Origin of the sequence: Kitasatospora sp. NPDC058162 (genome assembly GCF_042884005.1) — a bacterium.
Classification (GTDB): Bacteria; Actinomycetota; Actinomycetes; order Streptomycetales; family Streptomycetaceae; genus Kitasatospora.
The window spans coordinates 139,762-164,245 of sequence record NZ_JBHVUS010000015.1; the positions used below are offsets into that span (position 1 = coordinate 139,762).

Below are 24,484 nucleotides of genomic sequence, written 5' to 3' on the forward strand. Positions count from 1 at the left end.
GCTTCGCGCGGACGGCGGAGAGCCCCCGCCCGGGATCGGGCGGGGGCTCTCGATGACTCGCGTGGATCGGGGCCGTGCGGTGGGTCAGGCGGCGACGGCCTCGGTCTCTGCGACCTCGGCGCTCACGGCCTCCGTGTCGACGGCGGCCGGGGCCGTGGCGGCGGGCAGGTGGCGCAGGAGGCGGTGGGCCAGCAGGGCGGCGCCGAGGGCGAAGACCAGGCCGACGACGGCGGCGACGTGCAGGCCGTCCGTGAAGGCGCCGCGGGCGGTCTCCAGCAGGTCGGGGCCGAGCCGCCCGGGGAGGTGGGCCGCGACGGAGACCGCGCCGCCGAGGGTGTCCCGTGCGGCGCCGTCGACGCCCGCCGGGAGGGCACCGTCCAGCTGGTGGCGGTAGACCGCGGCGCCCGCCGCGCCGAGCAGGGCGATGCCGAGCGAGCTGCCGAGTTCGACGGCGGTCTCGGAGGTGGCGGAGGCGGCGCCGGCCTGCTCGGCGGGGGCGGCGGAGACGACCATCTCGGCGGTCATCGTCATGGTGCCGACGGTGCCCGCCGCCAGCACGCCCGCCGCGGTGAGGATCAGCGCCAGCGGCGAGTGCGGACCGACCTGGGTCATCATCGCGAAGCCGGCCGCGCCGACCACGAAGCCGCCGCCCATCAGGGCCGCCGGGCGGACCTTGCCGGCCAGGGCCGAGCTGATCCCGACCGCCGCGCCGACGCCGACGCTGGGCACCAGCGACCAGAGCGAGGCGGTGAACGGGCTCATGCCCTTGACCAGCTGCAGGTACTGCGAGGTGAAGAGGGCGAAGCCCATCATCGCGAACATGGCGAGGGTGTTGACGCTGATCGCCCCGCTGAAGGTGCGGATCCGGAACAGGCTCAGGTCGATCAGCGGGTTCGCGGCGGTGCGCTGGCGCCACACGAAGGCGACGGCGATCAGCAGTCCGGCCGCGGTGGCGAGGGCGGGCAGCGGGCTCCAGCCGTCCACGGCGAGGGTCTTGACCCCGTACACCAGGGGGAGGATCGCGGCGAGCGAGAGCACGGCGCCGGGCAGGTCGAAGCGGCCGGTGCGGGCGGGGGTGCGGTACTCGGGCAGCAGGACGGGCGCGGTCAGCAGCACCAGGACCATCACCGGGACGGCCACCAGGAAGGCCGAGCCCCACCAGTAGTGGTCGAGCAGCAGCCCGCCGGCGACCGGGCCGAGGGTGGCCCCGGCGGTGAGGACGCCGCCCCAGGCGCCGAGGGCGACCTGCCGCTGCTTGGGGTCGTGGAACGTGTTGCGGATCAGCGCGAGGGTCGAGGGCATCACGGTGGCCCCGGCGGCGCCGAGCAGGGCGCGGGCGGCGATCAGCTGCTCCGCGCTGCCGGACCAGGCGGCCAGCAGCGAGGCGACGGTGAAGCCCGCGGCGCCGATCATCAGCAGCCGGCGGCGGCCGATCCGGTCGCCCAGCGCGCCCATCGTGATGAGCAGCCCGGCCAGCAGGAACGAGTACATGTCCATGATCCACAGCTGCTGGGTGCCGCTGGGCGCCAGCTCGGTGGAGATGTAGGGGACGGCGAAGAACAGCACGCCCATGTCCATGGAGAGCACGAGGGTCGGGAGCAGGAGGACGGCGAGGCCGATCCATTCGCGACGGCCTGCGCGGCCGGTGGTTGCGGTCATGGGGAAGACGGTACGGGCGTTTCAGACGCTTGTCTAGTACAGATGTGTAACTCGCTCGTCCAAGACTTCAGTCCAAGACATTTGTGCAAGACATTTGTGCAGACCTTCCGTAGGATCGGGGGCATGGGAAACCGCGAAGACCTGATGCACGGCGCCAAGCGCTGCCTGTACGAGAAGGGCTACGGACGCACCACGGCCCGCGACATCGCGACCGCCTCGGGCGTCAGCCTGGCCGCGATCGGCTACCACTTCGGCTCGAAGGACGCGCTGCTCAACGCCGCGATGATCGAGGCGATCGGCGAGCTGGGGCAGGGCATGGGCGAGGTGGTCGTCGCCGCCAACCAGACCTCCGACGACCCGGAGGAGCGCTTCGCCGCCGCTTGGGAGGGGCTCAAGGGCGTCTTCGTCGAGCACCGGGGCCTCTGGGCGGCCCAGTTCGAGGCGCTCGCCCAGGCCGGGCACAACCCCGAGCTGGCGGCCGCGTTCGCGGGGGCCCAGAAGGAGGGTCGGCTCGGCCTCGCCGCACTGTTCCAGGGGCTGCCCGAGGTGCCGGACACCGAGGAGGAGCTCGCCCGCGGCACCTTCTACCAGATCCTGCTGGCCGGTTACGTCGCCCAGTGGCTGGCCGCGCCCGAACTGGCCCCGAACGGGCAGGAGTTCCTGCAAGGGCTCCGCCTGGTCAGCGGCAGCGTGCTGGGGTCGTCCACCGCCCGCTGACGCCCGCTGACGCCCGCTGACGCCCGCTACGCGGTGACGGCGGTCAGCAGCACCACCGAGTCGACGTGGGCGACCAGCCCGTGCCGCTCCTGCGGGACGGGCTCCAGCGCACCCGTGGACAGCTCCACCCGCCGCCCGGCGATGGTCAGCGAGACCCGGCCGCGCAGCACCTGGACGCTCCCGGCGGTGGGCGGGGTGTGCTCGTCCAGCGCGGTGCCGGCGGTCAGGGCGATCACGGTCTGCCGCAGCACCCCGTCGTGCAGCACCAGGTGGGCGCTGCGCCCGTGCGGACCCTCGGCCGCCCGGGCGGCGTGCTCCACGGCGAGCCGTTCGAGATCGGGCATCGCGCCGCCTCCTCCTCAAGCCGGGTGCCCAGGCTGTGTGCCCAGGTTCGCGGACGGACCGGCGGCGCGCACCCGGGAGGCGTCCGCAGCGGACCGCCTGTAGTGGGACCACCCGCAGCGGACCGCCCGAAGTGCGCCGTCCGAGGTGCAGCCCCCGCCGACTGCCCGCATCGTGGAGGCATGGCGACCAACCAGAGGATCTTGAACGGGCTCCAGGTCAACCGCTCGCTGCTGGCCGGCGGCGTGGTGCTGACCGGCATCGGCTCGGTGCTCGGCGCGGCCGGGGCGGCACTGGTGTGCGCGGCGCTGTTCACCGCGGGCCGCGAGTGGGTGCGCAGCATGGAGACCCCGCCGGGCGCGCTCGCCCACCGGGCCCTGCACGAGGCGAAGGTGGCCTCCTCGGCCGGCTGGGAGGCCTGGCGCGCGGAGCACGGCTCGCCCAACTGAGCCCACCCGTACGGACGCCCACCCGTACGGCCGTGTGCACGTACGGACGCATCCGCGCACGGGTGCGCACGGCGGGCCGCCATGGGGGTGCGGCCCGCCGTGGTTCGGGGAGTGGGAGCGGTAACGCCGTTACAGCCCCATCGACTTGGCGATGATGCTGCGCATGACCTCGCTGGTGCCGCCGTAGATCCGGAACACCCGGTTGTCGGTGTAGAGCCGGGCGATCGGGTATTCCAGGATGTAGCCGTAACCGCCGTGCAGCTGCAGGCACTTGTCGATGACGGTGGAGGCCGACTCGGTGCAGAACAGCTTCGCCGCCGCCGCGTCCGCGACGCTCAACTCGCCGTTCTGGTAGAGCTCCAGCGCCTGGTCCACCATCGACTGCTGCGCCATCACCTGGGCCTGGCAGTCGGCCAGGGTGAACTTGGTGTTCTGGAACTCGGCCACCGCCTTGCCGAACACCTTGCGGTCCTTGACGTACTGCAGCGCGAACCGCACCGCCGCCGCGGCCGCCGCGTACGCGCCCACCGCGATCGCCAGTCGCTCCTGCACCAGGTTGTGGGTCAGGTAGGAGAACGCCGCGCCCTCCTCGCCGAGCAGGTCCTCCACCGGCACCTTGACGTCGACGAACGCCAACTCGGCCGTGTCCGAGGTGCGCAGGCCGATCTTCTGCAGCTTGCGCCCGACCGAGTAGCCCGGCGAGGTGGTGTCCACGCACAGGATGGAGAGCCCGGCCCGGCGGTTCTCCGGGTCGTACGGGGCGGTGCGGGCGACCACCAGGACCAGGTCGGCCAGCACGCCGCCGGTGATGAAGGTCTTGGCGCCGTTCAGGACGTAGTGGGTGCCGTCCTCGGAGAGCCGGGCGGTGGTGGTGATGCCCGCGAGGTCGGAGCCGGCGCCCGGCTCGGTCATCGCGATCGCGGTCATGATGTCGCCGGAGACGAAGCCGGGCAGCCAGCGCTGCTTCTGCTCCTCGTTCGCGTACTCCAGCAGGTAGGGCAGCACCAGCCCGGTGTGCACGCCGGAGGAGCCGAAGCTCACGCCCGCGCGGGCGGTCTCCTCGGCGACCACCGCCTGGTACTTGAACCCGCTCTCGCCCGCGCCGCCGTACTCCTCCGGCACCTCGATGCCGTAGACGCCGAGTTCGCCGAGCTGGCGGTAGAAGTCGCGGGGCGGGTGGCCGTCGGCCTCCCAGCTCTCGTAGACCGGGACGACCTCGTTGGCGATGAAGTCCCGGATGGTCTCCCGGAAGGCCTCGTGGTCCTCGTTGAACACGGTGCGGCGCACGGCGGCGCTCCCTTCGACGGTGCCGGCCGGAAGGTCGGCGGAGGCGGAACGTACCAGGTGGTGGCCCGACAAGTTAATCCCGGGTAGCCTCGGCTGTCCAGCGTCGGCGGGCCCGGAAATCCTGCTCGACACGGCACTGAAGTGAATCCTTGCTAGCCTTCGGACGGGGTTCGGGACCAGCCCTCGGGGCCGGTCCCCGGCACGGGCCCCCGGGATGCAGAGGGAGGCGCGCCATGGTGGTCCGACGGCCGCCCGGGCGGCGCGCCCAGATCCTCGCCGTGGCCGCCGACCGCTTCCACCGCAGCGGCTACCACCAGGTCTCGATGACCGAGGTCGCCGCCGGCGTCGGCATCACCGCGCCCGCGCTCTACCGGCACTTCCGCGGCAAGCCCGAACTGCTCGACCGCGCCGTCCGGTTGGGCCTGGACGCGCTCGCCGACGGCCTGCGCGCGGCCGGCAGCACCGCCGAACTCGGCGCCGCGCTGGCCGCGGTGGCGGTCGGCCACCGCCCGCTCGGCACCCTGGTGCAGCGCGACGCCCGGCTGCTGCCGCCCGCCCGCCGGGCCGGACTGCGCCGCGAACTCCGTTCGGACGTCGCCCTGATGGCCGCCGTGCTGCGCGCCGAACGCCCGGAACTCCCCGCCCCGGACGCCGAGTTGCTCTGCTGGTCGGCACTCTCCTGCTGCGCCGGACTGTCCTACCAGTCGGCCGCGCCGCAGCCCCGCCGGGCCGAGGCGCTGATGCGCGAGCTGGTCGCGGCCGTCCTCGCGGCGTCCCTGGACGGCACGGCCACCGGGCCCGACACCAACCTCGACGCCCACCCCGACCCCGCCCCCGCGCCCCGGCCCCGCCGGGAGGAGCTGCTCGCGGCGGCCGTCCGGCTGTTCCACCAGCGCGGCTTCGACAACGTCAGCACCGACCAACTCGGCGCCGCCGTCGGCATCTCCGGCCCGAGCGTCTACCGGCACTTCGACAGCAAGGCCCACCTGCTCGCGGCCTCCCTGGTGCGCAGCCGGGAGCGGCTCCGGCACGAGGTGGAGGGGGCGATCGCGGCCGCCGACGGGCCGGCGGCGGCGCTGGCGGCCGGGCTCGGCGCGTACGTCGACTTCGCGCTGCGCAACGGCGACTACCTGGGCGCGATGCTGAGCGAGACGGAGCGGCTGGCCCCGTCGGACCGCCGGGTCGCGGTGGACTTCCGGCGGGACTTCCTGCGCACCTGGGTCGGGTTGCTGCGCCAGGTGCGCCCGGACTACGACGCGGTGGCCGCCCGGATCCGGGTGCACGCGCTGTTCTCACTGGTCAACGACGGGGTGCGGAACCGCCCGTACAGCGCCCGGCCCGACCTCGGTGACTGCCTGCGGCGGATCGGCGGGGCGGTCCTGGGAGTCGACCCGTCGTAGTGACCCGCCGTAGCGACCGGCCGTAGCGACCGGCCGTAGCGACACGCCGTAGCAACGCGCGGGGCCGGGTGCCCGCCGCCGTCGGAACGGCGGCGGGCACCCGGCCCGTGGGGTGCGACCGGGCATCGGCCCGGTCGGCCCGGCTAGTAGAGGACGTGCGGGTAGTAGACCCGGGCGTCGAAGTTGCCGTTCCCCTGGAGGGCGCCGACGTTGCCGCCGTTGCCCGCCACGGCGAGGCCGTTGTTCTGGTTGCTCGCACCCGAGCCGGTGGCGGTCTGCTGGGTGCTGACCAGGTTGCCGTTGACGGAGCCGACGACGTTGCCGGAGCCGACGTTGTTCACGACGCTGCTGTTGGAGTGGTCGATCGCGCCGGCGCCGTTGTCGGCGTGCGCGGTGGCGGCACCGACGCCGACGAGGAGGAACGCCCCGAGGGCGGTGACGGCGGCGGCTGCGCGAATACGGGACACGCTGGTCTCCCTGAGCTGGAAGTGCGAAAGTGGCGCGATCCGGAGTGGCCGCTCCGTGGCGCCGTTGCCTGACGTCGCACGTTCAGCATTCACCAGTGACGTGGACGAACTCCACCGAACGGGTGGCTATTCCCTCGATGGTGGGGGAGCGGTCAATTCCGAGTTGACCGGAATCCGTCATTTCGTCAGGGAAGACCGATGGTCCGCTGATACGTCGACTGATGCATAGAAAGAAATGGTCGACGGATTGTCGCACTGGCACACTGAGGACCCATGTCTGAAGGTGCCCCGACCGAGCCCACCCCGACCGAGCCCACCCCGACCGAGCCCACCCCCGCCGAGGACCTGCGCACCACCGAGGTCGACCTCGGCGGCCTGGTGAACGTCCTCGCCACCCACCTCTACTCCACACCCCTGGTCGCCCTGCGCGAACTCGTCCAGAACGCCCACGACTCGCACACCCGCCGGTTCCTGGAGGACCCGGACGGCGAGCACCGGCCGCGGATCCGGGTGCGCGCCGACGCCATCCGGCGGACCGTCGCCATCGAGGACACCGGGGCGGGCCTCACCGAACCGGAGATCCACGCCTACCTCGCCACCGTCGGCACCGGCTACACCCGGATGCTGCGCGAACTGACCGGCAACCAGGAGCTCATCGGCGCCTTCGGCCTGGGCTTCCTCTCCGCCTTCTCGGTCGCCGACGAGGTGACCGTCACCACCACCTCGCACCGCGAGCCGCAGCTCGGCCACCGCTACCGCAGCCGCGGCGGCGAGCAGTACCAGGTCGACCCGGTGCCCGCCCGCCCGGAGCCCGGCACCGTCGTCGAACTGGCGCTCAAGGCCGAGCACGCCCACCTCGCCGACGAGCACGCCCTGCGCGAAGTCCTCGGCCGCTACTGCGTCCTGTTGCCCATCCCGGTCTACGTCGGCGACGACGACCAGCCCGTCAACGCCGTCCAGGTGCCCTGGCGCCAGAACCCCGACGGCGACCAGTACGCCGCCCGGATGCGCTTCGCCACCGCCTTCGGCCGCCGCTTCGAGCCGCTCACCGCCTTCCCCGTGCTGCCCGTCCAGGGCAAGGGGGCCGTCCCGGGCGAGGGGGCCGCCGAGGGCGGCACCGACGCGGTCGGCCTGCTCTGGGTCCAGGACGGCGGCACCTACGGCAGCAGCGACAACCGCGACCTCGCCGTCTACCTGCGCGGCATGCTGCTCGCCGAGGACGCCCGCGACCTGCTGCCCAGCTGGGCCGGGTTCATCGGCGGCGTGGTCGAGTCCAGCCGGCTCACCCCCACCGCCAGCCGCGAGGACCTCCAGCGCGACGAGCACTACCGCGCGCTGCAGAAGGCCCTCACCGACGCCATCGTGGACGGCCTGTACGAGACGGCCCGGCTGCGGCCCGCCGTCTGGCGCCGCATCCTCACCCGGCACGGCCAGGAGCTGCTCGGCGCCGCCCTCTGCGACGACCGGCTGTTCACCCTGCTCGCCGACGACGTCCCGGTGCCCACCTCGCAGGGCGACCTCACCGCGGGCGCGCTGCGGGCGTCCGGCGGGGGAGCGGTGCACGTCGCGCTCGGCAGCGGCGGCGGCTTCGAGGAGATGCTGTACCGGGCGATGCGGGTGCCGATCGCCCGCGGCGACCGCTACGCCGTCCTGCCGTTCCTGCGCCGCTACGCCCAGTTGCGCGGCTGCCGGCTGGTCGAGCTGGGCAGCGAGCAGGGCAACCGCGAACTGTTCCGCGACCCGGAGCGCCCGCTCCCCGCCGAGGAGTCGGCCTGGCTGGCCGGCGCCCTCGCCGACCCGGGCGAGCAGCTCGTCCCGGCCCGCTTCGACCCGCCCGGCCTCCCGCTGGTCCTGGTGCCCGACCGCGAGGCCGAGCTGAAGGCCCGGATCGAGGACGACCAGGCCGACGCCCGGATCCCGTCCGCCGCGCTGCGGCTGGCCCGGGCGTTCACCGCCCGCACCGACGGCGAGGTCAAGGCCCGGCTCTACCTCAACCTGGACTGCCCGGCCGTGCGGGACCTGCTGGCCGCCTACCGCACCGGGCACACCGGCAGCGCCACCGCGGCCGGACTGCTCCGCTCGCTCAAGGTGATCATGGCGGCGGCCTCCACCGGCCCCGCCGAGGGGGACCTCGGCGCCGCGCTGGCCGGCATCGGCACCGCCGTCTCCGCCCTCACCGCCGCCGTCCCGGCCGGGCTGCCGGACGTCCCGGACAGCCCCGGCGCCCTCGGGGGCGACGCGTGACGCACGGCCCGACGGGCCCCCGGGCGCACGGATCGCCCACGGCCCACAACAGCACACCCATCAGCACGACGCAGGGGGAACCGGCATGACCACCGACATCTGGGCCTGGGTGCGCGACACCCACCAGCAGCTGCGCGAGGCCGGCCACGAGCGGCTCGCCGACGCGATCTACGAGCTGCCCGATCACGCCACCGAGGGCCGCAACGAGCAGCTCGACGCGGTCTACCCGGAGGCGGTCGCCGCCGCGCGGGCCCTCGGCCTGCCCTGGGTCGAGGTGTACCTGCGGCACTGGCGGATGCAGAACCTGCTGAACAAGCGCCAGCAGGGCGAGTCGGTCATGCCCGAGGCGGTCGACCTGCTGGAGTTCGCCCACCGGGAGGAGACGGCCGGCTGCCCCCAGTCCGTCTGCGTGGTGCAGGACTTCGCGATCTGCCACGCCCGGGTCGACGGCCCCGGGTACGTGACCGAGCGCCTGGAGGTGGTCGGCGAGACGCTGGAGCGGATCGAGCCCGGCCGGGCCTGCTACGACTGCCTCTCCCGCGAGTACTCCGACGCCCTGGAGGACGACGGCCGGGCCGCCGACGCGCTCGCCCACCTGGACACCGCCGCCGCCCGGATGCAGGCCGCCGGCCAGCAGGTCTCGCTGCGCTTCCACCGCGCCCGGGCCGGCACCCTGCACCTGCTGGGCCGGCACGAGGAGGTGCTCGCCCTGCTGGACACCACCGATCGCACCGCCCGGGCCCGGGACGAGGAGCTCGACGAGAGCGACCAGCGCTGGGGCGCCCTGCTGCGGGCCCGCGCGCACGCCTCGCTCGGGCGGACGGAGGAGGCGCTCGCCCTGCTGCCCGCCCGGGCCGAGGCCGAGCGCCACGCCGACCTGCGCGAGACCTGGACCCGGACGGTCGAGCTGCTGGTCGCGGCCGGGGCCTGGGAGAACGACGCCGAGCTGGGCGCCGTGCTGGCCGGCTGGGTCGGCTACCTGGACGGCACCGGCTCGCACCGCCCCTGCGTGGACCTGCTGCTGGCGGCGGGCCGGCTGGCCCTCGCCCGCGGCGCCCGTACGGTCGCGCTCACCCTCGCGGCCACCGGGGAGCGCAAGCTGACCCAGCTGCGCCGCACCGAGGGCGTGGCCGGGGAGGTCGCCGCCCTGCGCGCGGCCGCCGAGGCGCTGCCGGTGCCCGAACTGCCCGCACCGCCCGGCGAGTTGATCGCCTACCTGGCCGAGGCCGAGCTGCCCGTCGAGCCCGGCGCCGACCTGCTCTCCGCCGCCCTGGACCAGTACCGGGGCGAGCCCGCGGGCGCCACCGAGCTGGCCGTGCTGCTGGCCACCGTGCTCGGCGGCCTGAGCCACGCCCGGGCCGCCGCCGACCTGCTGTGGCAGCGGCTGGACGCCGACCCGGGCAGCGAGGACCTGGTCGGCACGCTCGGCCAGGTCCTGATCGAGGCCGGGGACGCCGAGGGAATCCGCCGCCTCGCCGACCGGCTGGCCGCGACCGCCCCGGCCGACGCGCACTGGATACGCGCCCGCTGGGCCGCCGCCGAGGGCCGCTGGGCCGAGGTGCTGGAGCAGTGCGGGGCGATCCTGGCGCTCGAGGCGAGCCGGATCAACACCCGCCGGCTGGCCGCGGCCGCCGCGACCGAACTGGGCGACCACGCCACCGCGCAGCGGCTCTACCAGGAGCTGCTGGAGCACGCGCTGTCCGCCGAGGAGGCGGGGGAGGAGCAGCTCCACCGGACGGTCCAGGAGCCCGACCTCTGGCACCTGATCACCGTGGCCAGCGCCAACCGGGACTGGGCCGTGGTCCGCTCCACCGGCGCCCGGATCGGCATCGAGTTCGACGAGCCCGAGGGCCCGGTGGACGAGGAGTGGCAGCTGATCACCGTCCGCGCCACCCGCACCAACGGCGCCACGGCCGACCTGCCCGCCGTCCGGACCGGCCCGGCCACCGCCCGGATCCTGCCGGTGCTCGGCGAGGACCTGACGCTCAACCACGGCGACGTGGTGGTCTTCGCCCCCGCCTTGCTGGAGGGCCGGTCGGCCGAGGACGCCCCCGAGGAGGAGCGGGAGAACTGGCGCCCGGTCTTCGCCCTGCTGACCCCGCTCGACCCGGCGGGCTTCACCACGTACTGGATCGACGGCGCCTGGCCCGGCGACGAGGCCTGGTCCGGCTTCCGGGACGACCTGCGGACGGCCGGCTACGCGGTCTGGGCGTACAGCGGGGAGCAGTACCGGATCACCGACCCGGCGGAGGACGACGAGACGCTGCCCGGCATCTACGCCGCCCTCGGCGTCCCGCCGACCGCCTCGGCGGAGGCCGCCGACGCGCTGCTGCACCGGCTCACGGCCGGCTGGGCGCACCCGCTCGCCTGGATCGGCCTGGCCGAGGCGGCCGGAGCGGACCTCGACCGGCACGCCGGGATCGTCGAGCGCTACGACCTCTGAGCGTGCGGGCTCCCCGGCTCACCCCCCTGTGAGGGTGAGCCGGGGGAACCATCCCGCGCCCCGACGAGTCTTTGTCATTGCTTTACCCTTGCATTGCCAAGACTCGACCTCCAGGAGCGCCCGCACCGTGACCAGCATCGCCCTCGGCCCGTCCTGGCTCGATCCGACCACCCTGATCTCCACCTTCGGCCTGATCGGCATCCTGGCCATCGTCTTCGCCGAGTCCGGCCTGCTGATCGGCTTCTTCCTCCCCGGCGACTCGCTGCTGTTCACCACCGGCCTGCTGGTGGCCGGCGGCACCTACCTGCACCAGCCGCTCTGGCTGGTCTGCACGCTGATCGTGCTGGCCGCGATCGCCGGGGACCAGGTCGGGTACCTGTTCGGCCGGAAGGTCGGACCGAGCCTGTTCCGCCGCCCCGACTCCCGGGTCTTCAAGCAGGAGAACGTCGAGAAGGCCGCCGCCTTCTTCGACCGGCACGGCCCCAAGGCGATCGTGCTGGCCCGCTTCGTGCCGATCGTGCGCACCTTCACCCCGATCGTGGCCGGGGTGAGCAGGATGAACTACCGCAGCTTCGTGCTGTTCAACGTGGTCGGCGGGGTGCTGTGGGGCGCCGGGGTCACCGTGCTCGGCTACTTCCTGGGCCGGATCCCCTTCGTCCGGGACAACATCGAGGCGATCCTGGTCGGCATCGTGCTGGTCTCGGTGGTCCCGGTGGCGGTCGAACTGCTCCGGGCCCGCCGGTCCGGAGCGGCCGACACCGCAGGCCACCGCGCCGGGTAGGTGCCTGGGCGTTCCATTGCGGGACGTCCCGTACATGTGCGTCCGGCTGTTCGATCAGGCAAGGTGTACCCGAGATCGAACGGTGGCGGAGGCCACCAGGGGCGGCAAGGAGCGGAAGTGCCTAAGCGGGGCCGACCGGGTGCGGGCAAGCGGGCGAGGGGAGGCCGGGCGGTCCGCCAGGTGCGGCAGGCGCCGCCGAAGCCGGTGCACCCCGCCGAGGCACCGCCCACCGAGGGCCTGCTCGGCCACCCGGCCCCGATCGTCGAGCCCACCACTGTGGTGCCGCTCGTGCCGCCCATCACGGAGACCAAGGGGCTGCTGAACCCCGAGCGGCAGCCGCAGCCCTCGCCCGAGCCCGAGCCGGGGCCCGCTCTGGAGCCGCACCCCGAGCTGACCATCGACCTCCGCCCCCGGGACCCGGGTACCGAACAGCACCCGTCCGCCGAGCACCCGTCCGACGAGCGCCCGGCGCCCGCCCGTCCGGCCCGCCGCCGCTCGGTCGCCGAGGACACCCTCACCCCCGAGGAGTGGCGCGAGGCCGGCTACACCCCGCCCACCGGCATCCCGATCCCCGAGCTGACCACCGGCGCCCCCGGCGAGGCGCCCTGGCCGGACCGGATGCGCACCCTGCTGCGCACCCCGATGTCCGAGCGCCCCTCCTTCGAGCGCACCGCCCGCGAGATGCACCCCTCCGCGGCCGCCGCCCGCAACGTCCCCCGCATCCTCGACCTGACGCTGCGCATCGGCGAGCTGCTGCTGGCCAGCGGCGAGGCCGCCGAGGACGTCGAGGCGGCGATGCTCGGCATCGCCCACGCCTACCGGCTGGACCGCTGCGAGCCGCAGGTCACCTTCACCCTGATCGGCATCTCGCACCAGCCCTCGCTGGTCGAGCCGCCGGTCACCGCCGACCGCGTGGTGCGCCGCCGCACCTCCGACTACACCCGGCTGAACGCGGTCTACCAGCTGGTCGCGGACATCACCGCGGAGAAGGTGACGGTCAACGACGCCTACCGCCGGCTGGCCGTGATCCGCCGCAACCGGCACCCGTACCCGTCCTGGTTCCTCGCCCTGACCACCGGTCTGCTGGCCGGCGCGGCGACCTTCCTGGTCGGCGGGCGGCTCGACGACAAGGCCTGGCTGGTCTTCGGCAGCGCCTTCGTCGCGGCCGTCCTCGGCGACCGGCTGGCCTCGGCGCTGGCCAAGCGCCGGCTGCCGGAGTTCTACCAGTTCGTCGCGGCCGCGATGCCGGCCGCCGCCTCCGGGATCATCCTGTCCTTCAACGACTGGGGCCTGCGCGGCTCGGTGGTGATCACCGGCGGCCTGTTCGCCCTGCTGCCCGGCCGCGCGCTGGTCGCCGCCGTCCAGGACGGCCTGACCGGCTTCTACATCACCGCCGCGGCCCGTCTGCTGGAAGTGATCTACCTGGTCGCGGGCATCGTGATCGGCGTGATCATGATCCTCTACCTGGGCGTCGGCTTCGAGGCGAAGCTCAAGCCGGACGAGAGCCTGGTGGGCATCAGCTACCCGCCGGTCCAGATGATCGCCGCGATGGTGCTGACCCTGGCCTTCGCCACGCTGCTGCAGACCGACCGCCGCACCCTCGCCTTCGTCACCCTCAACAGCGGCATCGGCTGGGCCAGCTACGGCGCGCTGGTCTACAACGCGGGCGTCAACCCGATCGCGGCGACCGGGGTGGCGGCCGGCCTGGTCGGCCTCTTCGGCCAGCTGATGGCGCGGGCCCGCAACAGCTCGGCGCTGCCGTACGTCACCGCCGCGATCGGCCCGCTGATGCCGGGTTCGGCGCTCTACCTCGGGATGCTGGCCTTCGCCCAGGGGCACTCCAGCACCGGCCTGGTGTCGGTCTTCCGGGCGGCGGCGATCGCGATGGCGCTGGCCGTCGGGGTGAACCTCGGCGGGGAGGTCGCCCGGCTGTTCCTCAAGCTGCCGGTGGGCGCCGAGCTGCCCTCGCTCTACCCGGCGGTGCCGCGCCGGGCGGCCAAGCGCACCCGGGGGTTCTGACCGCGCGTTGAGCCCGGTACCGGGTCCCGGCCGGGTTCTGGTCGGAACCGTGTTGGGCGGCTATTGGGCCCCGGGCCATGTCACGGCAGGCAGGACGCAGGACCAGGAACGAAGGTAAGACCCATGACGACAATGCTGGACAGCTACCGCGAGCACATCGTCAACGCGCACAAGCAACCGCTGTTCCTGCTGCTGGTCGGCTTCATCACCTCCTTCGTCTTCATCCGGTTCAGCGTGCGGATGATCCGGGCCAAGGTGCGCTGGTGGCCTGGCAACGTCACCCCCGGCGGCCTGCACATCCACCACATGGTGTTCGGGCTGGGCTTCCTGCTGCTCGGCGGCATCGGGGTGTTCGCCACCTACGGCGGCACCCCGTGGATCGACTGGTTCGGGCTGGCCTTCGGCATCGGCTGCGGCCTGGTGCTGGACGAGTTCGCGCTGATCCTGCACCTGGACGACGTGTACTGGAGCGAACAGGGCCGCAAGTCGGTGGACGCGGTGATCTTCGGCATCCTGTTCACCGCCCTGCTGCTGATCGGGTACGTGCCGCTCGGCGTGGTGCCCGGCGAGGACACCCGGTGGGGCCTGATCACCGTGATCTCGGTGAACGCGCTGGCCTCGGTGATCACCCTGCTCAAGGGCAAGGTGTGGACCGGCCTGCTCGGGATCATGATCCCCGGCCTGTCCTGGATCGGCGCGATCCGGCTGGCCCGCCCGAGCAGCCCGTGGGCCCGCTGGCGGTACACCACGCGCTCCCGCCGCCGGGCGCGTGCGCTGCGGCGCGAGCGCCTGCTGCACCGGCGTGCGGACCGCGCCCGCACCTGGCTCTTCGACCTGATCGCCGGCGCGCCCGACAAGGTGCCCGCCAACCACCCGGCCGCCCACCGGGTCGCCGAGCGGATGGCCGCCCGGGCCTCCGCCCACCTCGACGCGCACGCCGCCCGGGCCCTGGCCCGCCGCCAGGCGCGGCTGGCCGACCGCCGCTCGGCCGCGGTCGCCGGGGCGGCGGCGAAGGCCCCCGCGGCGCACCCGCAACCGGCCGAAGGGGCCTCCGGCGGCCTCCCGGCCCGCTCGGCCGGGGCCCAGCGGCGCCGCCGCGCGGTCCGGGCCGGACGCCACCGGACGTACGCGGTCGGCCCGACCGGCCAGGAACCCCGCCCCGGCCGACACCCCCACCTGCGGACCAAGACCCGTCGTATCCACCGCTAGTTCGCATACCCTTGACGCCCGAGCGGAGCTGACACCCGGTCGGATCATCGGATGGTCACCCGGCCGGCGGAGCGCGTTCGAGGTGTGAAATCCCTCGGAGTTGAGAACATGAGCGGCGAGTGACCGTTCTGTCACGTGATGGGATGATTCGTCGGATCCCCGCCGCCTCGACCGCAGCCCCCGAGGCCGCGCGCCGCACGGCGACCGCCGCCGTCCCCTCCGGACCCGTGAGAAGGGATGTCTCGTGGCACGCAGGATCCTGCCGACCCTCCTGTTGTCCCTCACCGCCCTGCTCGGGCTGCTCCCCGCCGCCCAGGCCGCCCCGGCGGACCCGTCAGAGGCTGAATCGGCGCAGGCGCAACCCCCGGCCGGCCAGGGCCCGTACCCCTCCGCCGAGGAGATCGACCGCTCCCGCGCCGAGGCCGACGGCAAGGCCGCCTCGGCAGCCGCACTGGAGACCGCGCTCACCGCCGCCCGCACCGAACTCGACCGGGCCGGCCGCAGCGCCGAACAGGCCGTCGAGGCCTACAACGGCGCCCAACTCGCCCTCACCCGGGCCCGCGCCGAGGAGACCGCCGCCAACCGGCGCGCGGCCACCGCCGAGGCCGAGCGCTCCACGGCCGCCGACGATGCGGCCCGGCTCGCCGCCGAGACCTACCGGCAGGGCGCGGGCGCCGAACTGTCCGCCCTCAACGCCCTGCTCGGCGCCCACGGCCCGCGCGAGGCGGGCGACCGCGCCGCCGTGATCGGCGTGGTCAGCGCGCGCACCCGGCAGATCCTGGACGCCGCCACCTCCACGGCCGCCGCCGCCCGCAGCGCCTCCGCCGCCGCCCGCACCGCCACCGCGGCCGCCGAGAAGGCCGCGACCGAGGTCGGCGCGGCCCGGACCAGGGCGGAACAGCGGCTCGCCGCCCAGCAGACCGAGGTCGCAGCGGCCGCCCGGCGCCGGGAACAGCTGCTCACCGAACTCGCGGCCGCCCGGAACACCACCGTCGAGCTGGAGCGCCGACGGCACGAGGCACTGGAGGCGATCGCCGCCCGCGAGGCGGAGGAGGCCGCCCGCGCCGCCGCCGAACAGGCCGCCCGCGAGGCCGAAGCAGCGGCTGCCGCCGCCGCCAAGGCCCAGGCGGCACCGCCCGGCGACCGGCCGTGGTCGGCCGAGGGCGCGGCCGCCGCGATCGCCTTCGCCCGCTCCAAGATCGGCCTGCCCTACATCTGGGGCGGCGAGGGGCCCGAGGGCTACGACTGCTCCGGGCTGACCATGATGGCCTGGCGCGAGGGCGGCAGACAGCTCAACCACTTCGCCGCCGACCAGTACGCCCAGTCCACCCCGGTCAGCTACCGCCAGCTGCGCCCCGGCGACCTGGTCTTCTGGACCGACACCGGCCGCTCCGCCGACATCCACCACGTCGGCCTCTACATCGGCGACGACCAGATGATCGAGGCCCCACGGGTCGGCATGCCGGTCAAGCAGGCCAGCCTCTGGATCATGGGCACCCCCGATTACTACGCCCGGCCCTGAGCCTCAGTGAGCTCCTCGACGGAGGCCAGCGGCACCACGCCCCGCGCGGCCGCCGCCAGCTCCGGGTCGAGGGTGACCAGGGCGTCGGCCTGGAGCCGGGTCAGCGCCAGGTACTCGGCGGCGAGGGTGTCGGGGTGGCCGAGCCGGTCGGCGATCGTCCAGGCGGTGGACTGCAGGACGCGGTCGCCGAGCAGTCGGATCCGCAGGCCGCGCACCCGGTCGAGCGCGTGGTCGGCCTCCCGCCTGGTCAGCTCGCCGCGCCGGACCGCCCCGTACAGCGCGGACAGCAGCTGGGAGCGCAGCAGCGTCGGGGCCAGCAGCTGGTGCCCGACGGCGGGCGGCGCCCCGCCGTCGACCAGCCGCAGGGCCACCTCCGGGGTGATCACGTACCTGGTCACGGCCCTCGGCCTCCTCACCGGGCGGGAACGGTCCACCGACCAGTGAACCCCGGAACGCCGCCGACCGCCGCCGCCCGGCGCCGCTGTCGGTGGCCTTGGTTAGCCTGGCCGCTCCGACCACTCCCGGGGAGGCACTGTGCGGTTGCGGAACGTGGCAGCGGGCGACGTCGAGGCGTACGTCCGGATGCGCTGCGACGAGGCGATGATGGCCGAGCTGGGCGGGCCGCTGCCCCGGGAGAAGGTGGAGGTGCGGCTGCGCAAGGACCTCGTCCTGGTGGCGGCGGACAGCGCCTGGATCAAGGTGATCGTCCCGGACGCCAGCGACGGGGCGGCCGGCGTGGTGACGCTCTGGCAGGACGAGGAGGACGGCGTGACCGTCTCCGAGATCGGCTGGATGGTGCTGCCCGAGTTCCAGGGCCGCGGCCTGGCCAAGGCGGCCGTCCGCCGGGTGCTGGACGCCGCGGCGGCGGACGGCCGCTGGGGCGAGGTGCACGCCAACCCGGGGACCACCAACGGTCCGTCCAACGGGATCTGCCGCTCGCTCGGCTTCCGGCTGCTCGGCGAGCGGGACCTCGACTTCGGCGACCGGATCCTGCACACCAACCATTGGGTGGTGACGCCGGGCGAGCACCGCCGAGGGTCGGACACGGATTAAATCGGGTGCTGCCCCCTGGACACCGACCGTACGGTGGCCCGATGCACAACAACACTGATCAGACGGCCGCCGAGACCGTCAACGGGGTCCAGGTCCGGGCCGTCACCGTGGACGAAGTGGAGGAGTGGAACCGGGCGCTCAACTTCGGTTTCCTGCGCCCGCACGCGGGCGTCGCGCCGGACCTGCGCCGCCGGCAGTGGGCGCTCGACCGGATGGTGGCCGGCTTCGACGGGGACCGTCAGATCGCCACCTTCCGCAGCTTCGACGTCGAACTCACCGTTCCGGGCGGAGCCGTCGTCCAGGCCGATGCGGTCACCAACGTCACGGTCAGTGCCACCCACCGCCGCCGGGGCCTGCTCAGCGCGATGATGCGGCGCGACCTCGCCGCCGCCGCCGAGCGCGGCTGCGCCGTCTCGATCCTGATGGCCGCCGAGTACAACATCTACGGCCGGTTCGGCTTCGGCCCCGCCACCCGGGGCAGCGGCTGGGACATCGACCTGAGCCGCACCCGTGGTCTGCGCGAGGGCCTGCCGGGCGTGCCCGGCGGCCGGATCGACTTCGTGACGCTGGCCGAGCAGGCCGAGCTCGGCGCCGAACTGTACGACCGCTGGCGCCGCACCCAGCCGGGCGCGATCGCCCGCGACGAGATCTGGTGGGAGCGCCACACCAACCGCATCCAGGTGCCGGGCGACAGCTTCAAGGCCCCGTTCGCCGCCGTCCACCGGGACGCCGACGGCGCGGTCACCGGGATGGCCGTCTACCGCGTCGACAACAAGTGGGACGGCGCCTACCCCGACTCCACGCTCACCGTGGACGAGTTCATCGCCCTCGACCTGCCTACCGCCGTCGAGCTGTGGCGCCTGGTGCTGAGTGTCGACTGGGTGCGCAAGGTCGTGGTGGAGGGCATCGCCCCGGACGACCCGCTGCCGCTGCTGCTCCAGGACCCGCGCGCGGCCACCCCGCGCAAGGAGAACTCCGACGCCATGTGGCTGCGGCTGCTGGACGTCGAGGCCGCCTTCGGCGCCCGCTCGTACGGCGCGCCCGGCCGGGTGGTGCTGGAGGTCGAGGACCGGCTCGGCTACGCCTCCGGCCGCTTCGCGATCGAGGTCGCCGAGGACGGCACCGGCCGCTGCACCCGGACCGAGGACGACGCCGATCTCGCCCTGGACGCCACCGAGTTGGGTGCGCTCTACCTGGGCGCCGAGACCGCCCCGCGGCTGGCCGCGGCCGCCCTGCTGACCGAGCTGCGCCCGGGTGCGGCGGCCGCCGCCGACCTGCTGCTGCGCACTCCGCTGCGGGCCTGGACGCCGACCGAGTTCTGAGCGGCCCGCCGTGACAGCGCCCGGAACGACACCGGAGGCCGGCCCGCACACCGCGGGCCGGCCTCCGGCGTTCGCAACTCGGCCCCGAACAGGCCTACTTGACGGCCGTCTTGCCGATCGTGGGCAGGATGAAGTCCTGGATCAGCCCCTTGGCGTCCCGCACGATCGGCCGGAACACCCGGTAGCGCGAGAGGTTGATCACCCGGGCGGCCATCGGCGTCGAGCGCCGGACGAACTCCCTGGTCCGCTCGGTGTCCTCGGTCCGGTCGAAGACCCAGTAGAGCACCACGACCATCAGGTGCAGCCAGAGCACGTCGGGCAGCAGCTCGACCAGTTCGGCGTCCAGCTTCGGCGCCAGCTCCGAGCCCTGGAGGACGTCACGGAACAGGTTGACGGCCACCGCCCGGGCCGGGTGCGACTCGTTGGAGAACGGGCTGAGCGAGCTGGTCGGGTCCGCCGCCGTGCGGAAGAACTGCGCGGCGAACTCGTGGTACGGCGCGGCCGTGTCCAGCCAGGAGGCCAGTGCGATCTGCAGCCGCTCGGCGAAGTCCCGGGTGTGGGCCATGCGGAGCCTGGCCTCGGCCGCGTGGTCGTGGGTCATCCGGTCGTAGAACCCCTGGATCAGGAATTCCTTCGCGGAGAAGTAGTAGTAGGCGTTGCCGACCGACACGCCCGCCTCGGTGGCGATGGCGCGCATCGTGGTCTTCTCGTAGCCCCGTTCCTGGAACAGCCGCATGGCCGTCTCCAGGATCAGCGCCCGGGTCGCCTCGCTCTTGTCGGTCTTGGGCTGGGCCCGGCCGCCGGGCATGGGCCCACCGTCCGTGCCGGGTGCGGCCGAGGCGTCGGCCGCACCCTTCTCGCCGTCCGTTCGGTTCGTCGCTGCCAGGTCGTCCACAGGCACGAGCCTAACCGGAGACGAGGTTCCACCCGGTGTCGGTGTTGTCGGTGTTCGTGGCACCGGATGCCCCCTCCGCATCCGGTACCACGAACACCACCCCCGTCATTTCGAACGCGTTCAAAACCTTGGTGGAACTGTAGACCGTACGGTTGAACATGTTCAACTCCATCTCTGTGGGAGGCTCGTCACATGACCGGTCCAGAGCGGCACACCATTCGGCACGGCGCAGCGCAGGACGCCGCGGACATCGCGGACCTGCACACCGAGAGTTGGTGCGCCACTTACCGCGGGATCGTCCCCGACGAAGCGCTCGGGAACGGGCTCGGCGCCCAGCGGCGCGAGCTGTGGGAACTGCGCCTGACGGTCGACTACGGGGCGCCGGAGAACACGCCCGTCCTGCTGGTCGCCGAACGGGCCGGTGAAGTGGTCGGATTCGTCTATCTGGTGCCGCAGCTCGACGGCCGGGTGCTGGTGGACAACCTGCACGTCCGCCCGGGCCTCACCGGCGGCGGTATCGGCCGCGACCTGCTGGCCGCCGCCCGTGCCGAGGTCGCCGAGCGGTTCCCCGGCGCCGAGCTGTACTTGGAGGTGCTGCGCGACAACACCCGCGCGATCGCCTTCTACGAACGCGAGGGCGGCGAGCGGATCAGGGAGCAGGAGGGCGTGTTCCGGGGCGGGCACCTGTTGCCCGAGTACGTGTACGCCTGGCCGGCCGCGCCCGTCGGTCGGGCTGTCGGACGGGCTGCCGGTCGGGCCGCCGGTCAGTCGACGTCGTAGACCGTCACCGGCACGCCGCGCGCCGTGAGCCGGCCGGCCACCAGCGGCTCGACCTTCTCCCAGCGCCCGCCCGCCAGCCCGCAGCCGATCCGCGGCATGTGGACGGAGGCGCCGAGCTCGAGCGCGCGCCCGCCCAGGGCCGCCAGTGCGGTGTCGATGGCCTCGTACCGCACCGGCACTCCGGTGGAGCGCCCGGTCCGGATGCCGCGCTGGCCGACCAGGTTGGCCACCCAGACGTACGGCTCGACCTGCACCAACTGCAGGGCGCCGAGGCCGAAGTCGTTCTTCGCCCGCTCCCGGTGCCAGCGCTTGTAGGCCGACTCGGGTTCGGGCCAGCGTCTGGAGAGCGCGAGCACGAAGCCCTTGCCCCAGCCGCCGAGATCGTTGCAGACGTGCGCGATCACCTTCACGCCCTTGCCCTGGGGCGTGGTGGCATCGCCTCGGACGTAGGTGATTTCCGCCATGACTCGAAGTTAGACGGAGGCACTGACAACCCGCGCCCCATTTTCCGCGGCTAGGGGCGCGTCTTCGGACGCCCGCAGGTGCCGCCGCCCGGTCAGCGCGATCAGCAGGGCGAGCGCGGCCGCCCCGGCGGGCAGGGCGTAGCCGGTGCCGGGCGCGGCCCGCTCGGCGAGGGTCCCGGCGAGCGCCGCCCCGGCCGAGATGCCGACCACGATGCCGGACACCGCCACCGCCATCCCCTCGTTGAACTGCCGCTGCGGCAGCAACTCCTGGACCAGCGTCATGCCGGTCACCATGGTCGGCGCGGTGGCCGTGCCGGCCGCGAACAGCGCCGCCCCGAGCGCCACCAGCCCGGCCCCGCCGAGCCCGGCGGTGAGCGGCAGCAGCAGGACCGCGGCCATCGCCGCGACCCCGAGCAGGAAGCGCGCCCCGGGGGCCCGGCGCGGGGTCAGCAGCCCGAACAGCAGCCCCGCCAGGCAGGATCCGGCCGCTACCAGGCCCAGCAGCGGGCCGGCCGCCGCCTTGTGGCCGAGCGCGTCGGCGTAGGCGACGGTGGTGATCTCGGTCGCGCCGAAGACCATGCCGGTGGCGAGGAAGGTCAGCGTCAGTACCCGCAGTCCGGGCACCCGCAGCGGGGAGCCGTGCCGCTGCCCGGGCAACGGCCGTGCGGGCAGCGGTGGTTCGGTGCGCCGCTGGGCGGCGAACAGCAGGGCTCCGGTGCTGCCGAGGGTGCCCGCGGCGAGCAGTCCGGCCTCCGGGGCGACGGTGGTGCAGAGCAGCATCGCGAGCACCGGCCCGGCCATGAAGCAGAGTTCGTCCAGGGCCTGTTCGAAGGAGTTGGCCAGGTGCCGGGCGGCCGGGTCGTCCCGGTACAGGTGCGCCCAGCGGGACCGGGCCATGCCGCCGAGGTTGGGGGCGGCGGCGGAGGCGGCCCAGCAGAGGTACAGCGTCCAGTCCGGGGCGCCGAGGTGCACGCAGAGCAGCAGGGCGGTGAGCGGGACGACGGTGTACAGCGCGGCCGGTACCGCGACCCGCGACTGCCCGTGGCGGTCCACCAGGCGGCCGAGCAGCGGCATCCCGATCGCGCCGGTGACCAGCCCGGCCGCCGAGACCGTCCCGGCCAGCGCGTACGAGCCGCGCCGCTCGGCGAGCAGCACCACCAGCGAGACGCCGTTCATCGACAGCGCGAGCCGGCCGAGCAGCCCGGCCAGGGTGAAGGCGGTGGCGCCGGGGGCCGCGAACAGCCGGCGGTAGGAGGCGAGGAGGGCGCGCGAGGGCAATCGGGCTCCTGGGAAGTCAGGACGGAAGGGGGATGCCCCAAGCCTCGCGGCGTCTCCTCACTGACGTCCAACACCTGTTCCCGCCGCATCCACAACACCGTGTTGTTAATCTGCCGCCCATGCCCCGTGACCTGCACCCCCGTCTGCTCCGCGGCTTCGTCGCGACCGCCGAGACCCTGCACTTCGGCCGGGCCGCCGAGCGGCTGTACGTCGCCCAGCAGGCGCTCAGCCGGGACGTCCGCACCCTGGAGGGCCTGCTCGGCGAGGCGCTGTTCACCCGCACCACCCGCAGCGTCGACCTCACCCCGGCCGGGCACCGGCTGCTGCCCGGCGCGCGCCGCCTGCTCGCCCTGCACGACGAACTGCTCGCCGGGTTCGGCAGCGGCGCCGGGGCCGCCGTCCGGCCGCTGCTGCTCGACCTCAACAGCGACGTCACCGGCCCGGACCTGACCGCCGACCGGGTGCTGGAACGGGCCCGCGCCGCCTGGCCGGAGGGCGAACTGCTGGCCCGCTTCCACGGCGGCCTGGCCGCGGCCGCCGCCGAACTGCTGGCGCACCGGCTGGACGCCTCCTTCGGCCGCTTCGCCGGACTGCCCGCCCCGGTGCGGGGCCGACTCGCCCAGCTGCCGGTGCGGTTGGAGCGGATCTCGGTGATGATGGCGGACACCCATCCGCTGGCCGACCGCCCGGCGCTGCGCCCGGCGGACCTGGACGGGCACCCCGTCGACATCTGCGCGGGCAACCCGGCCACCACCGAGTGGGCCGACCTCGGCGCCCGGCTGCTGCGCGAGCACGGTCTGCGCGCGGCCGAGCCGTACGTCCCGCCGGTGGGCCTGGACGAGACCGCCCGGTACCTGGCCCGGCACGGCGACCCGATGCTGACCACGGTCGGCGGGCCGAGGATCCCGGGGGCGGTGAACGTCCCGCTGGTGGACCCGGTGCCGCTGAGCCTGGTCAGCCTGGTGCACCGGCCGGGGGAGCGCCACCCGGGGCTGCGGGCGCTGGCCGCCGCGGCGGCCGGACTCGGCGCGGCCGAGGGCTGGTTGGACCGCCCGGCGGGCAGCTGGCTGCCCGCGGCGGACGCGGCGCTGATCGCGGGGGCGTAGGCCCTGTCCGGCCGATCTTGCCGGGCCCGCGACGCCGGGCATCCCGCCTGGACGCACCGGCGAATCGCCCAAGTACGCCCAGTACGAGGACGATCCGCCGGCACGCCCAGCCGGGCGCCCAACGCCGCGGGCTGATCCGCCAAGATCGGCCGGACAGGACCTAGCCGGTGCCGGGGGAGCAGCACACCGCCCCTGCCTCGGGGGGATAGGCAGGGGCGGTGGGTCGATGGCGGTCCGCGACGGGACCGCGGGCGGCCGGGTCAGGCGGCCTTGACGGCGGAGATGTCGAAGCTGAGCTTGACCTTCTCGCCGATCAGCACGCCGCCGGTCTCCAGGGCCGCGTTGTAGGTCAGGCCGAAGGCGGTGCGGTCGACGACCGTCCTGCCCTCGAAGCCGACCCGCTCGGCGCCGTACGCGTCGGTGGCGCTGCCGGTGTAGTCGAGCTCCAGGACCACCGGGCGGGTGGTGTCCTTGATGGTGAGCTCGCCGGTCATCCGGTAGGAGTCGTCGCCGATCGCCTCGGCGGAGGTGCTGCGGAAGCGGATCTCCGGGTAGGTCTCGGCGGCGAAGAAGTCGCCGGTGCGCAGGTGCTCGTCGCGCTGGGCCTGGTTGGTGTCGACGCTGGCGACCTTGATCACGAGCTCGGCCGAGGAGTCGTGCGGACGGGCGCCGTCCAGGTGCAGCTTGCCCTCGTACTCGGTGAAGCGGCCCTTGACGTTGGTGACCATCGCGTGGCGGACCGCGAAGCCGATCTCGCTGTGGGTGGTGTCGATCGTCCAGTCACCGGTCAGGTGCGACAGGTCCGGGCCGGCCGGGGTCTGGACGGCGACGGCGGTGGTCTTGGTGCGGTTGAACAGGCCCATGGCTCCTCCTCGGGTTCGAAGCCATTTGTTTAGGCTTCAACTTCTTGGCTCCACCGTACGACTCTTTCGTTCAAATTTCAACCATGGCGTCCGGAGAACCCCGCCCAACCACCCGAACGGCCCAGCCGGGCGCCTCCGGGACGGCCCGACGGGCACTGTCCGACCCTCCGGCTAGGCTGCGAAG

23 protein-coding genes are annotated in these 24,484 nt (G+C 74.0%); 13 read left to right on the forward strand and 10 right to left on the reverse strand.

The annotated features are described in order from the left end of the window. Nucleotides 1–84 precede the first annotated feature (84 nt). On the reverse strand, nucleotides 85–1,659 hold the full coding sequence (locus ACFVXG_RS25860) for an MFS transporter (protein ID WP_387930797.1): 1,575 nt from the start codon (nucleotides 1,657–1,659) through the stop codon (nucleotides 85–87). A 123-nt stretch (nucleotides 1,660–1,782) separates the two neighbouring features. Between ACFVXG_RS25860 and ACFVXG_RS25865 the strand changes: the two genes are divergently transcribed. Continuing rightward, nucleotides 1,783–2,376: a TetR/AcrR family transcriptional regulator gene (locus ACFVXG_RS25865; RefSeq protein WP_387930798.1), complete on the forward strand. Its 594-nt coding sequence runs from the start codon at nucleotides 1,783–1,785 to the stop codon at nucleotides 2,374–2,376. A 26-nt stretch (nucleotides 2,377–2,402) separates the two neighbouring features. Here ACFVXG_RS25865 and ACFVXG_RS25870 read toward each other — a convergent pair whose 3' ends face one another. Then, nucleotides 2,403–2,720, reverse strand: a complete 318-nt coding sequence (locus tag ACFVXG_RS25870) for a cupin (RefSeq protein WP_387930799.1) — start codon at nucleotides 2,718–2,720, stop codon at nucleotides 2,403–2,405. A gap of 180 nt (nucleotides 2,721–2,900) precedes the next feature. On the opposite strand from ACFVXG_RS25870, the gene ACFVXG_RS25875 reads away from it, so the two are divergent. Next, nucleotides 2,901–3,167 (forward strand): hypothetical protein, encoded by a 267-nt coding sequence (locus ACFVXG_RS25875; RefSeq protein WP_387930800.1) that lies wholly within the window; start codon nucleotides 2,901–2,903, stop codon nucleotides 3,165–3,167. Between the two features lie 129 nt (nucleotides 3,168–3,296). Here ACFVXG_RS25875 and ACFVXG_RS25880 read toward each other — a convergent pair whose 3' ends face one another. Beyond that, entirely contained in the window at nucleotides 3,297–4,454 is a 1,158-nt protein-coding gene (locus tag ACFVXG_RS25880; RefSeq protein ID WP_387930801.1) for an acyl-CoA dehydrogenase family protein, read from the reverse strand. Nucleotides 4,455–4,687: 233 nt separating this feature from the next. On the opposite strand from ACFVXG_RS25880, the gene ACFVXG_RS25885 reads away from it, so the two are divergent. Continuing rightward, nucleotides 4,688–5,854: a TetR/AcrR family transcriptional regulator gene (locus ACFVXG_RS25885; protein WP_387930802.1), complete on the forward strand. Its 1,167-nt coding sequence runs from the start codon at nucleotides 4,688–4,690 to the stop codon at nucleotides 5,852–5,854. Between the two features lie 143 nt (nucleotides 5,855–5,997). On the opposite strand, the gene ACFVXG_RS25890 is transcribed toward ACFVXG_RS25885, so the two are convergent. Then, nucleotides 5,998–6,321, reverse strand: coding sequence for a hypothetical protein (locus ACFVXG_RS25890; protein WP_387930803.1), 324 nt, complete (start codon nucleotides 6,319–6,321; stop codon nucleotides 5,998–6,000). 273 nt (nucleotides 6,322–6,594) lie between these two features. Between ACFVXG_RS25890 and ACFVXG_RS25895 the strand changes: the two genes are divergently transcribed. From ACFVXG_RS25895 to ACFVXG_RS25920, 6 genes are all read left to right on the forward strand, one after another. After that, entirely contained in the window at nucleotides 6,595–8,565 is a 1,971-nt protein-coding gene (locus tag ACFVXG_RS25895; protein WP_387930804.1) for an ATP-binding protein, read from the forward strand. A gap of 85 nt (nucleotides 8,566–8,650) precedes the next feature. Next, nucleotides 8,651–11,008, forward strand: coding sequence for a hypothetical protein (locus ACFVXG_RS25900; protein WP_387930805.1), 2,358 nt, complete (start codon nucleotides 8,651–8,653; stop codon nucleotides 11,006–11,008). 127 nt (nucleotides 11,009–11,135) lie between these two features. Next, nucleotides 11,136–11,789 carry a DedA family protein gene (locus ACFVXG_RS25905; RefSeq protein WP_387930806.1) on the forward strand — a complete coding sequence of 218 codons (654 nt, stop codon included), beginning with the start codon at nucleotides 11,136–11,138 and terminating at the stop codon, nucleotides 11,787–11,789. 117 nt (nucleotides 11,790–11,906) lie between these two features. Beyond that, on the forward strand, nucleotides 11,907–13,808 hold the full coding sequence (locus ACFVXG_RS25910; RefSeq protein WP_387930807.1) for a threonine/serine exporter family protein: 1,902 nt from the start codon (nucleotides 11,907–11,909) through the stop codon (nucleotides 13,806–13,808). 123 nt (nucleotides 13,809–13,931) lie between these two features. Further along, nucleotides 13,932–15,017 (forward strand): hypothetical protein, encoded by a 1,086-nt coding sequence (locus tag ACFVXG_RS25915; RefSeq protein ID WP_387930808.1) that lies wholly within the window; start codon nucleotides 13,932–13,934, stop codon nucleotides 15,015–15,017. A 244-nt stretch (nucleotides 15,018–15,261) separates the two neighbouring features. Continuing rightward, nucleotides 15,262–16,539, forward strand: coding sequence for a C40 family peptidase (locus ACFVXG_RS25920; protein WP_387930809.1), 1,278 nt, complete (start codon nucleotides 15,262–15,264; stop codon nucleotides 16,537–16,539). Here ACFVXG_RS25920 and ACFVXG_RS25925 read toward each other — a convergent pair. Beyond that, nucleotides 16,524–16,937 carry a type II toxin-antitoxin system VapC family toxin gene (locus ACFVXG_RS25925; RefSeq protein ID WP_387930810.1) on the reverse strand — a complete coding sequence of 138 codons (414 nt, stop codon included), beginning with the start codon at nucleotides 16,935–16,937 and terminating at the stop codon, nucleotides 16,524–16,526. The two genes, ACFVXG_RS25920 and ACFVXG_RS25925, sit on opposite strands and share 16 nt — an antisense overlap. A gap of 136 nt (nucleotides 16,938–17,073) precedes the next feature. On the opposite strand from ACFVXG_RS25925, the gene ACFVXG_RS25930 reads away from it, so the two are divergent. Both ACFVXG_RS25930 and ACFVXG_RS25935 read left to right on the forward strand, forming a co-directional pair. Further along, nucleotides 17,074–17,592, forward strand: a complete 519-nt coding sequence (locus tag ACFVXG_RS25930) for a GNAT family N-acetyltransferase (protein WP_387930811.1) — start codon at nucleotides 17,074–17,076, stop codon at nucleotides 17,590–17,592. Nucleotides 17,593–17,633: 41 nt separating this feature from the next. Beyond that, nucleotides 17,634–18,914, forward strand: a complete 1,281-nt coding sequence (locus ACFVXG_RS25935) for a GNAT family N-acetyltransferase (protein ID WP_387930812.1) — start codon at nucleotides 17,634–17,636, stop codon at nucleotides 18,912–18,914. A gap of 94 nt (nucleotides 18,915–19,008) precedes the next feature. Here the strand turns inward: ACFVXG_RS25935 and ACFVXG_RS25940 are convergent, their stop codons facing one another. Both ACFVXG_RS25940 and ACFVXG_RS25945 read right to left on the reverse strand, forming a co-directional pair. Then, the gene (locus ACFVXG_RS25940; RefSeq protein ID WP_387930813.1) at nucleotides 19,009–19,809 is read right to left on the reverse strand and encodes a TetR family transcriptional regulator; all 801 of its coding nucleotides are present in this window, start codon (nucleotides 19,807–19,809) and stop codon (nucleotides 19,009–19,011) included. A gap of 10 nt (nucleotides 19,810–19,819) precedes the next feature. Continuing rightward, nucleotides 19,820–19,969: a hypothetical protein gene (locus ACFVXG_RS25945; protein WP_387930814.1), complete on the reverse strand. Its 150-nt coding sequence runs from the start codon at nucleotides 19,967–19,969 to the stop codon at nucleotides 19,820–19,822. A 32-nt stretch (nucleotides 19,970–20,001) separates the two neighbouring features. Between ACFVXG_RS25945 and ACFVXG_RS25950 the strand changes: the two genes are divergently transcribed. After that, a complete protein-coding gene (locus ACFVXG_RS25950; RefSeq protein ID WP_387930815.1) occupies nucleotides 20,002–20,589 on the forward strand; it encodes a GNAT family N-acetyltransferase in 588 nt (195 codons plus the stop codon). Here the strand turns inward: ACFVXG_RS25950 and ACFVXG_RS25955 are convergent. Beyond that, nucleotides 20,574–21,053 carry a macro domain-containing protein gene (locus tag ACFVXG_RS25955; RefSeq protein WP_387930816.1) on the reverse strand — a complete coding sequence of 160 codons (480 nt, stop codon included), beginning with the start codon at nucleotides 21,051–21,053 and terminating at the stop codon, nucleotides 20,574–20,576. The two genes, ACFVXG_RS25950 and ACFVXG_RS25955, sit on opposite strands and share 16 nt — an antisense overlap. Nucleotides 21,054–21,062: 9 nt before the next feature. After that, on the reverse strand, nucleotides 21,063–22,331 hold the full coding sequence (locus tag ACFVXG_RS25960; RefSeq protein WP_387930817.1) for an MFS transporter: 1,269 nt from the start codon (nucleotides 22,329–22,331) through the stop codon (nucleotides 21,063–21,065). Nucleotides 22,332–22,450: 119 nt separating this feature from the next. On the opposite strand from ACFVXG_RS25960, the gene ACFVXG_RS25965 reads away from it, so the two are divergent. Continuing rightward, nucleotides 22,451–23,437 (forward strand): LysR family transcriptional regulator, encoded by a 987-nt coding sequence (locus ACFVXG_RS25965; RefSeq protein WP_387930818.1) that lies wholly within the window; start codon nucleotides 22,451–22,453, stop codon nucleotides 23,435–23,437. Nucleotides 23,438–23,697: 260 nt separating this feature from the next. On the opposite strand, the gene ACFVXG_RS25970 is transcribed toward ACFVXG_RS25965, so the two are convergent. Further along, on the reverse strand, nucleotides 23,698–24,300 hold the full coding sequence (locus ACFVXG_RS25970; protein WP_387930819.1) for a YceI family protein: 603 nt from the start codon (nucleotides 24,298–24,300) through the stop codon (nucleotides 23,698–23,700). Nucleotides 24,301–24,484 lie beyond the last annotated feature (184 nt).

Coding starts and splice junctions, on each gene's coding strand:
- ACFVXG_RS25860 (WP_387930797.1), bottom strand. CDS start 1,659: ATGACCGCAACCACCGGCCGCGCAGGCCGTCGCGAATGGATCGGCCTC.
- ACFVXG_RS25865 (WP_387930798.1), top strand. CDS start 1,783: ATGGGAAACCGCGAAGACCTGATGCACGGCGCCAAGCGCTGCCTGTAC.
- ACFVXG_RS25870 (WP_387930799.1), bottom strand. CDS start 2,720: ATGCCCGATCTCGAACGGCTCGCCGTGGAGCACGCCGCCCGGGCGGCC.
- ACFVXG_RS25875 (WP_387930800.1), top strand. CDS start 2,901: ATGGCGACCAACCAGAGGATCTTGAACGGGCTCCAGGTCAACCGCTCG.
- ACFVXG_RS25885 (WP_387930802.1), top strand. CDS start 4,688: ATGGTGGTCCGACGGCCGCCCGGGCGGCGCGCCCAGATCCTCGCCGTG.
- ACFVXG_RS25895 (WP_387930804.1), top strand. CDS start 6,595: ATGTCTGAAGGTGCCCCGACCGAGCCCACCCCGACCGAGCCCACCCCG.
- ACFVXG_RS25900 (WP_387930805.1), top strand. CDS start 8,651: ATGACCACCGACATCTGGGCCTGGGTGCGCGACACCCACCAGCAGCTG.
- ACFVXG_RS25915 (WP_387930808.1), top strand. CDS start 13,932: ATGACGACAATGCTGGACAGCTACCGCGAGCACATCGTCAACGCGCAC.
- ACFVXG_RS25935 (WP_387930812.1), top strand. CDS start 17,634: ATGCACAACAACACTGATCAGACGGCCGCCGAGACCGTCAACGGGGTC.
- ACFVXG_RS25945 (WP_387930814.1), bottom strand. CDS start 19,969: ATGTTCAACCGTACGGTCTACAGTTCCACCAAGGTTTTGAACGCGTTC.
- ACFVXG_RS25950 (WP_387930815.1), top strand. CDS start 20,002: ATGACCGGTCCAGAGCGGCACACCATTCGGCACGGCGCAGCGCAGGAC.
- ACFVXG_RS25955 (WP_387930816.1), bottom strand. CDS start 21,053: ATGGCGGAAATCACCTACGTCCGAGGCGATGCCACCACGCCCCAGGGC.
- ACFVXG_RS25965 (WP_387930818.1), top strand. CDS start 22,451: ATGCCCCGTGACCTGCACCCCCGTCTGCTCCGCGGCTTCGTCGCGACC.
- ACFVXG_RS25970 (WP_387930819.1), bottom strand. CDS start 24,300: ATGGGCCTGTTCAACCGCACCAAGACCACCGCCGTCGCCGTCCAGACC.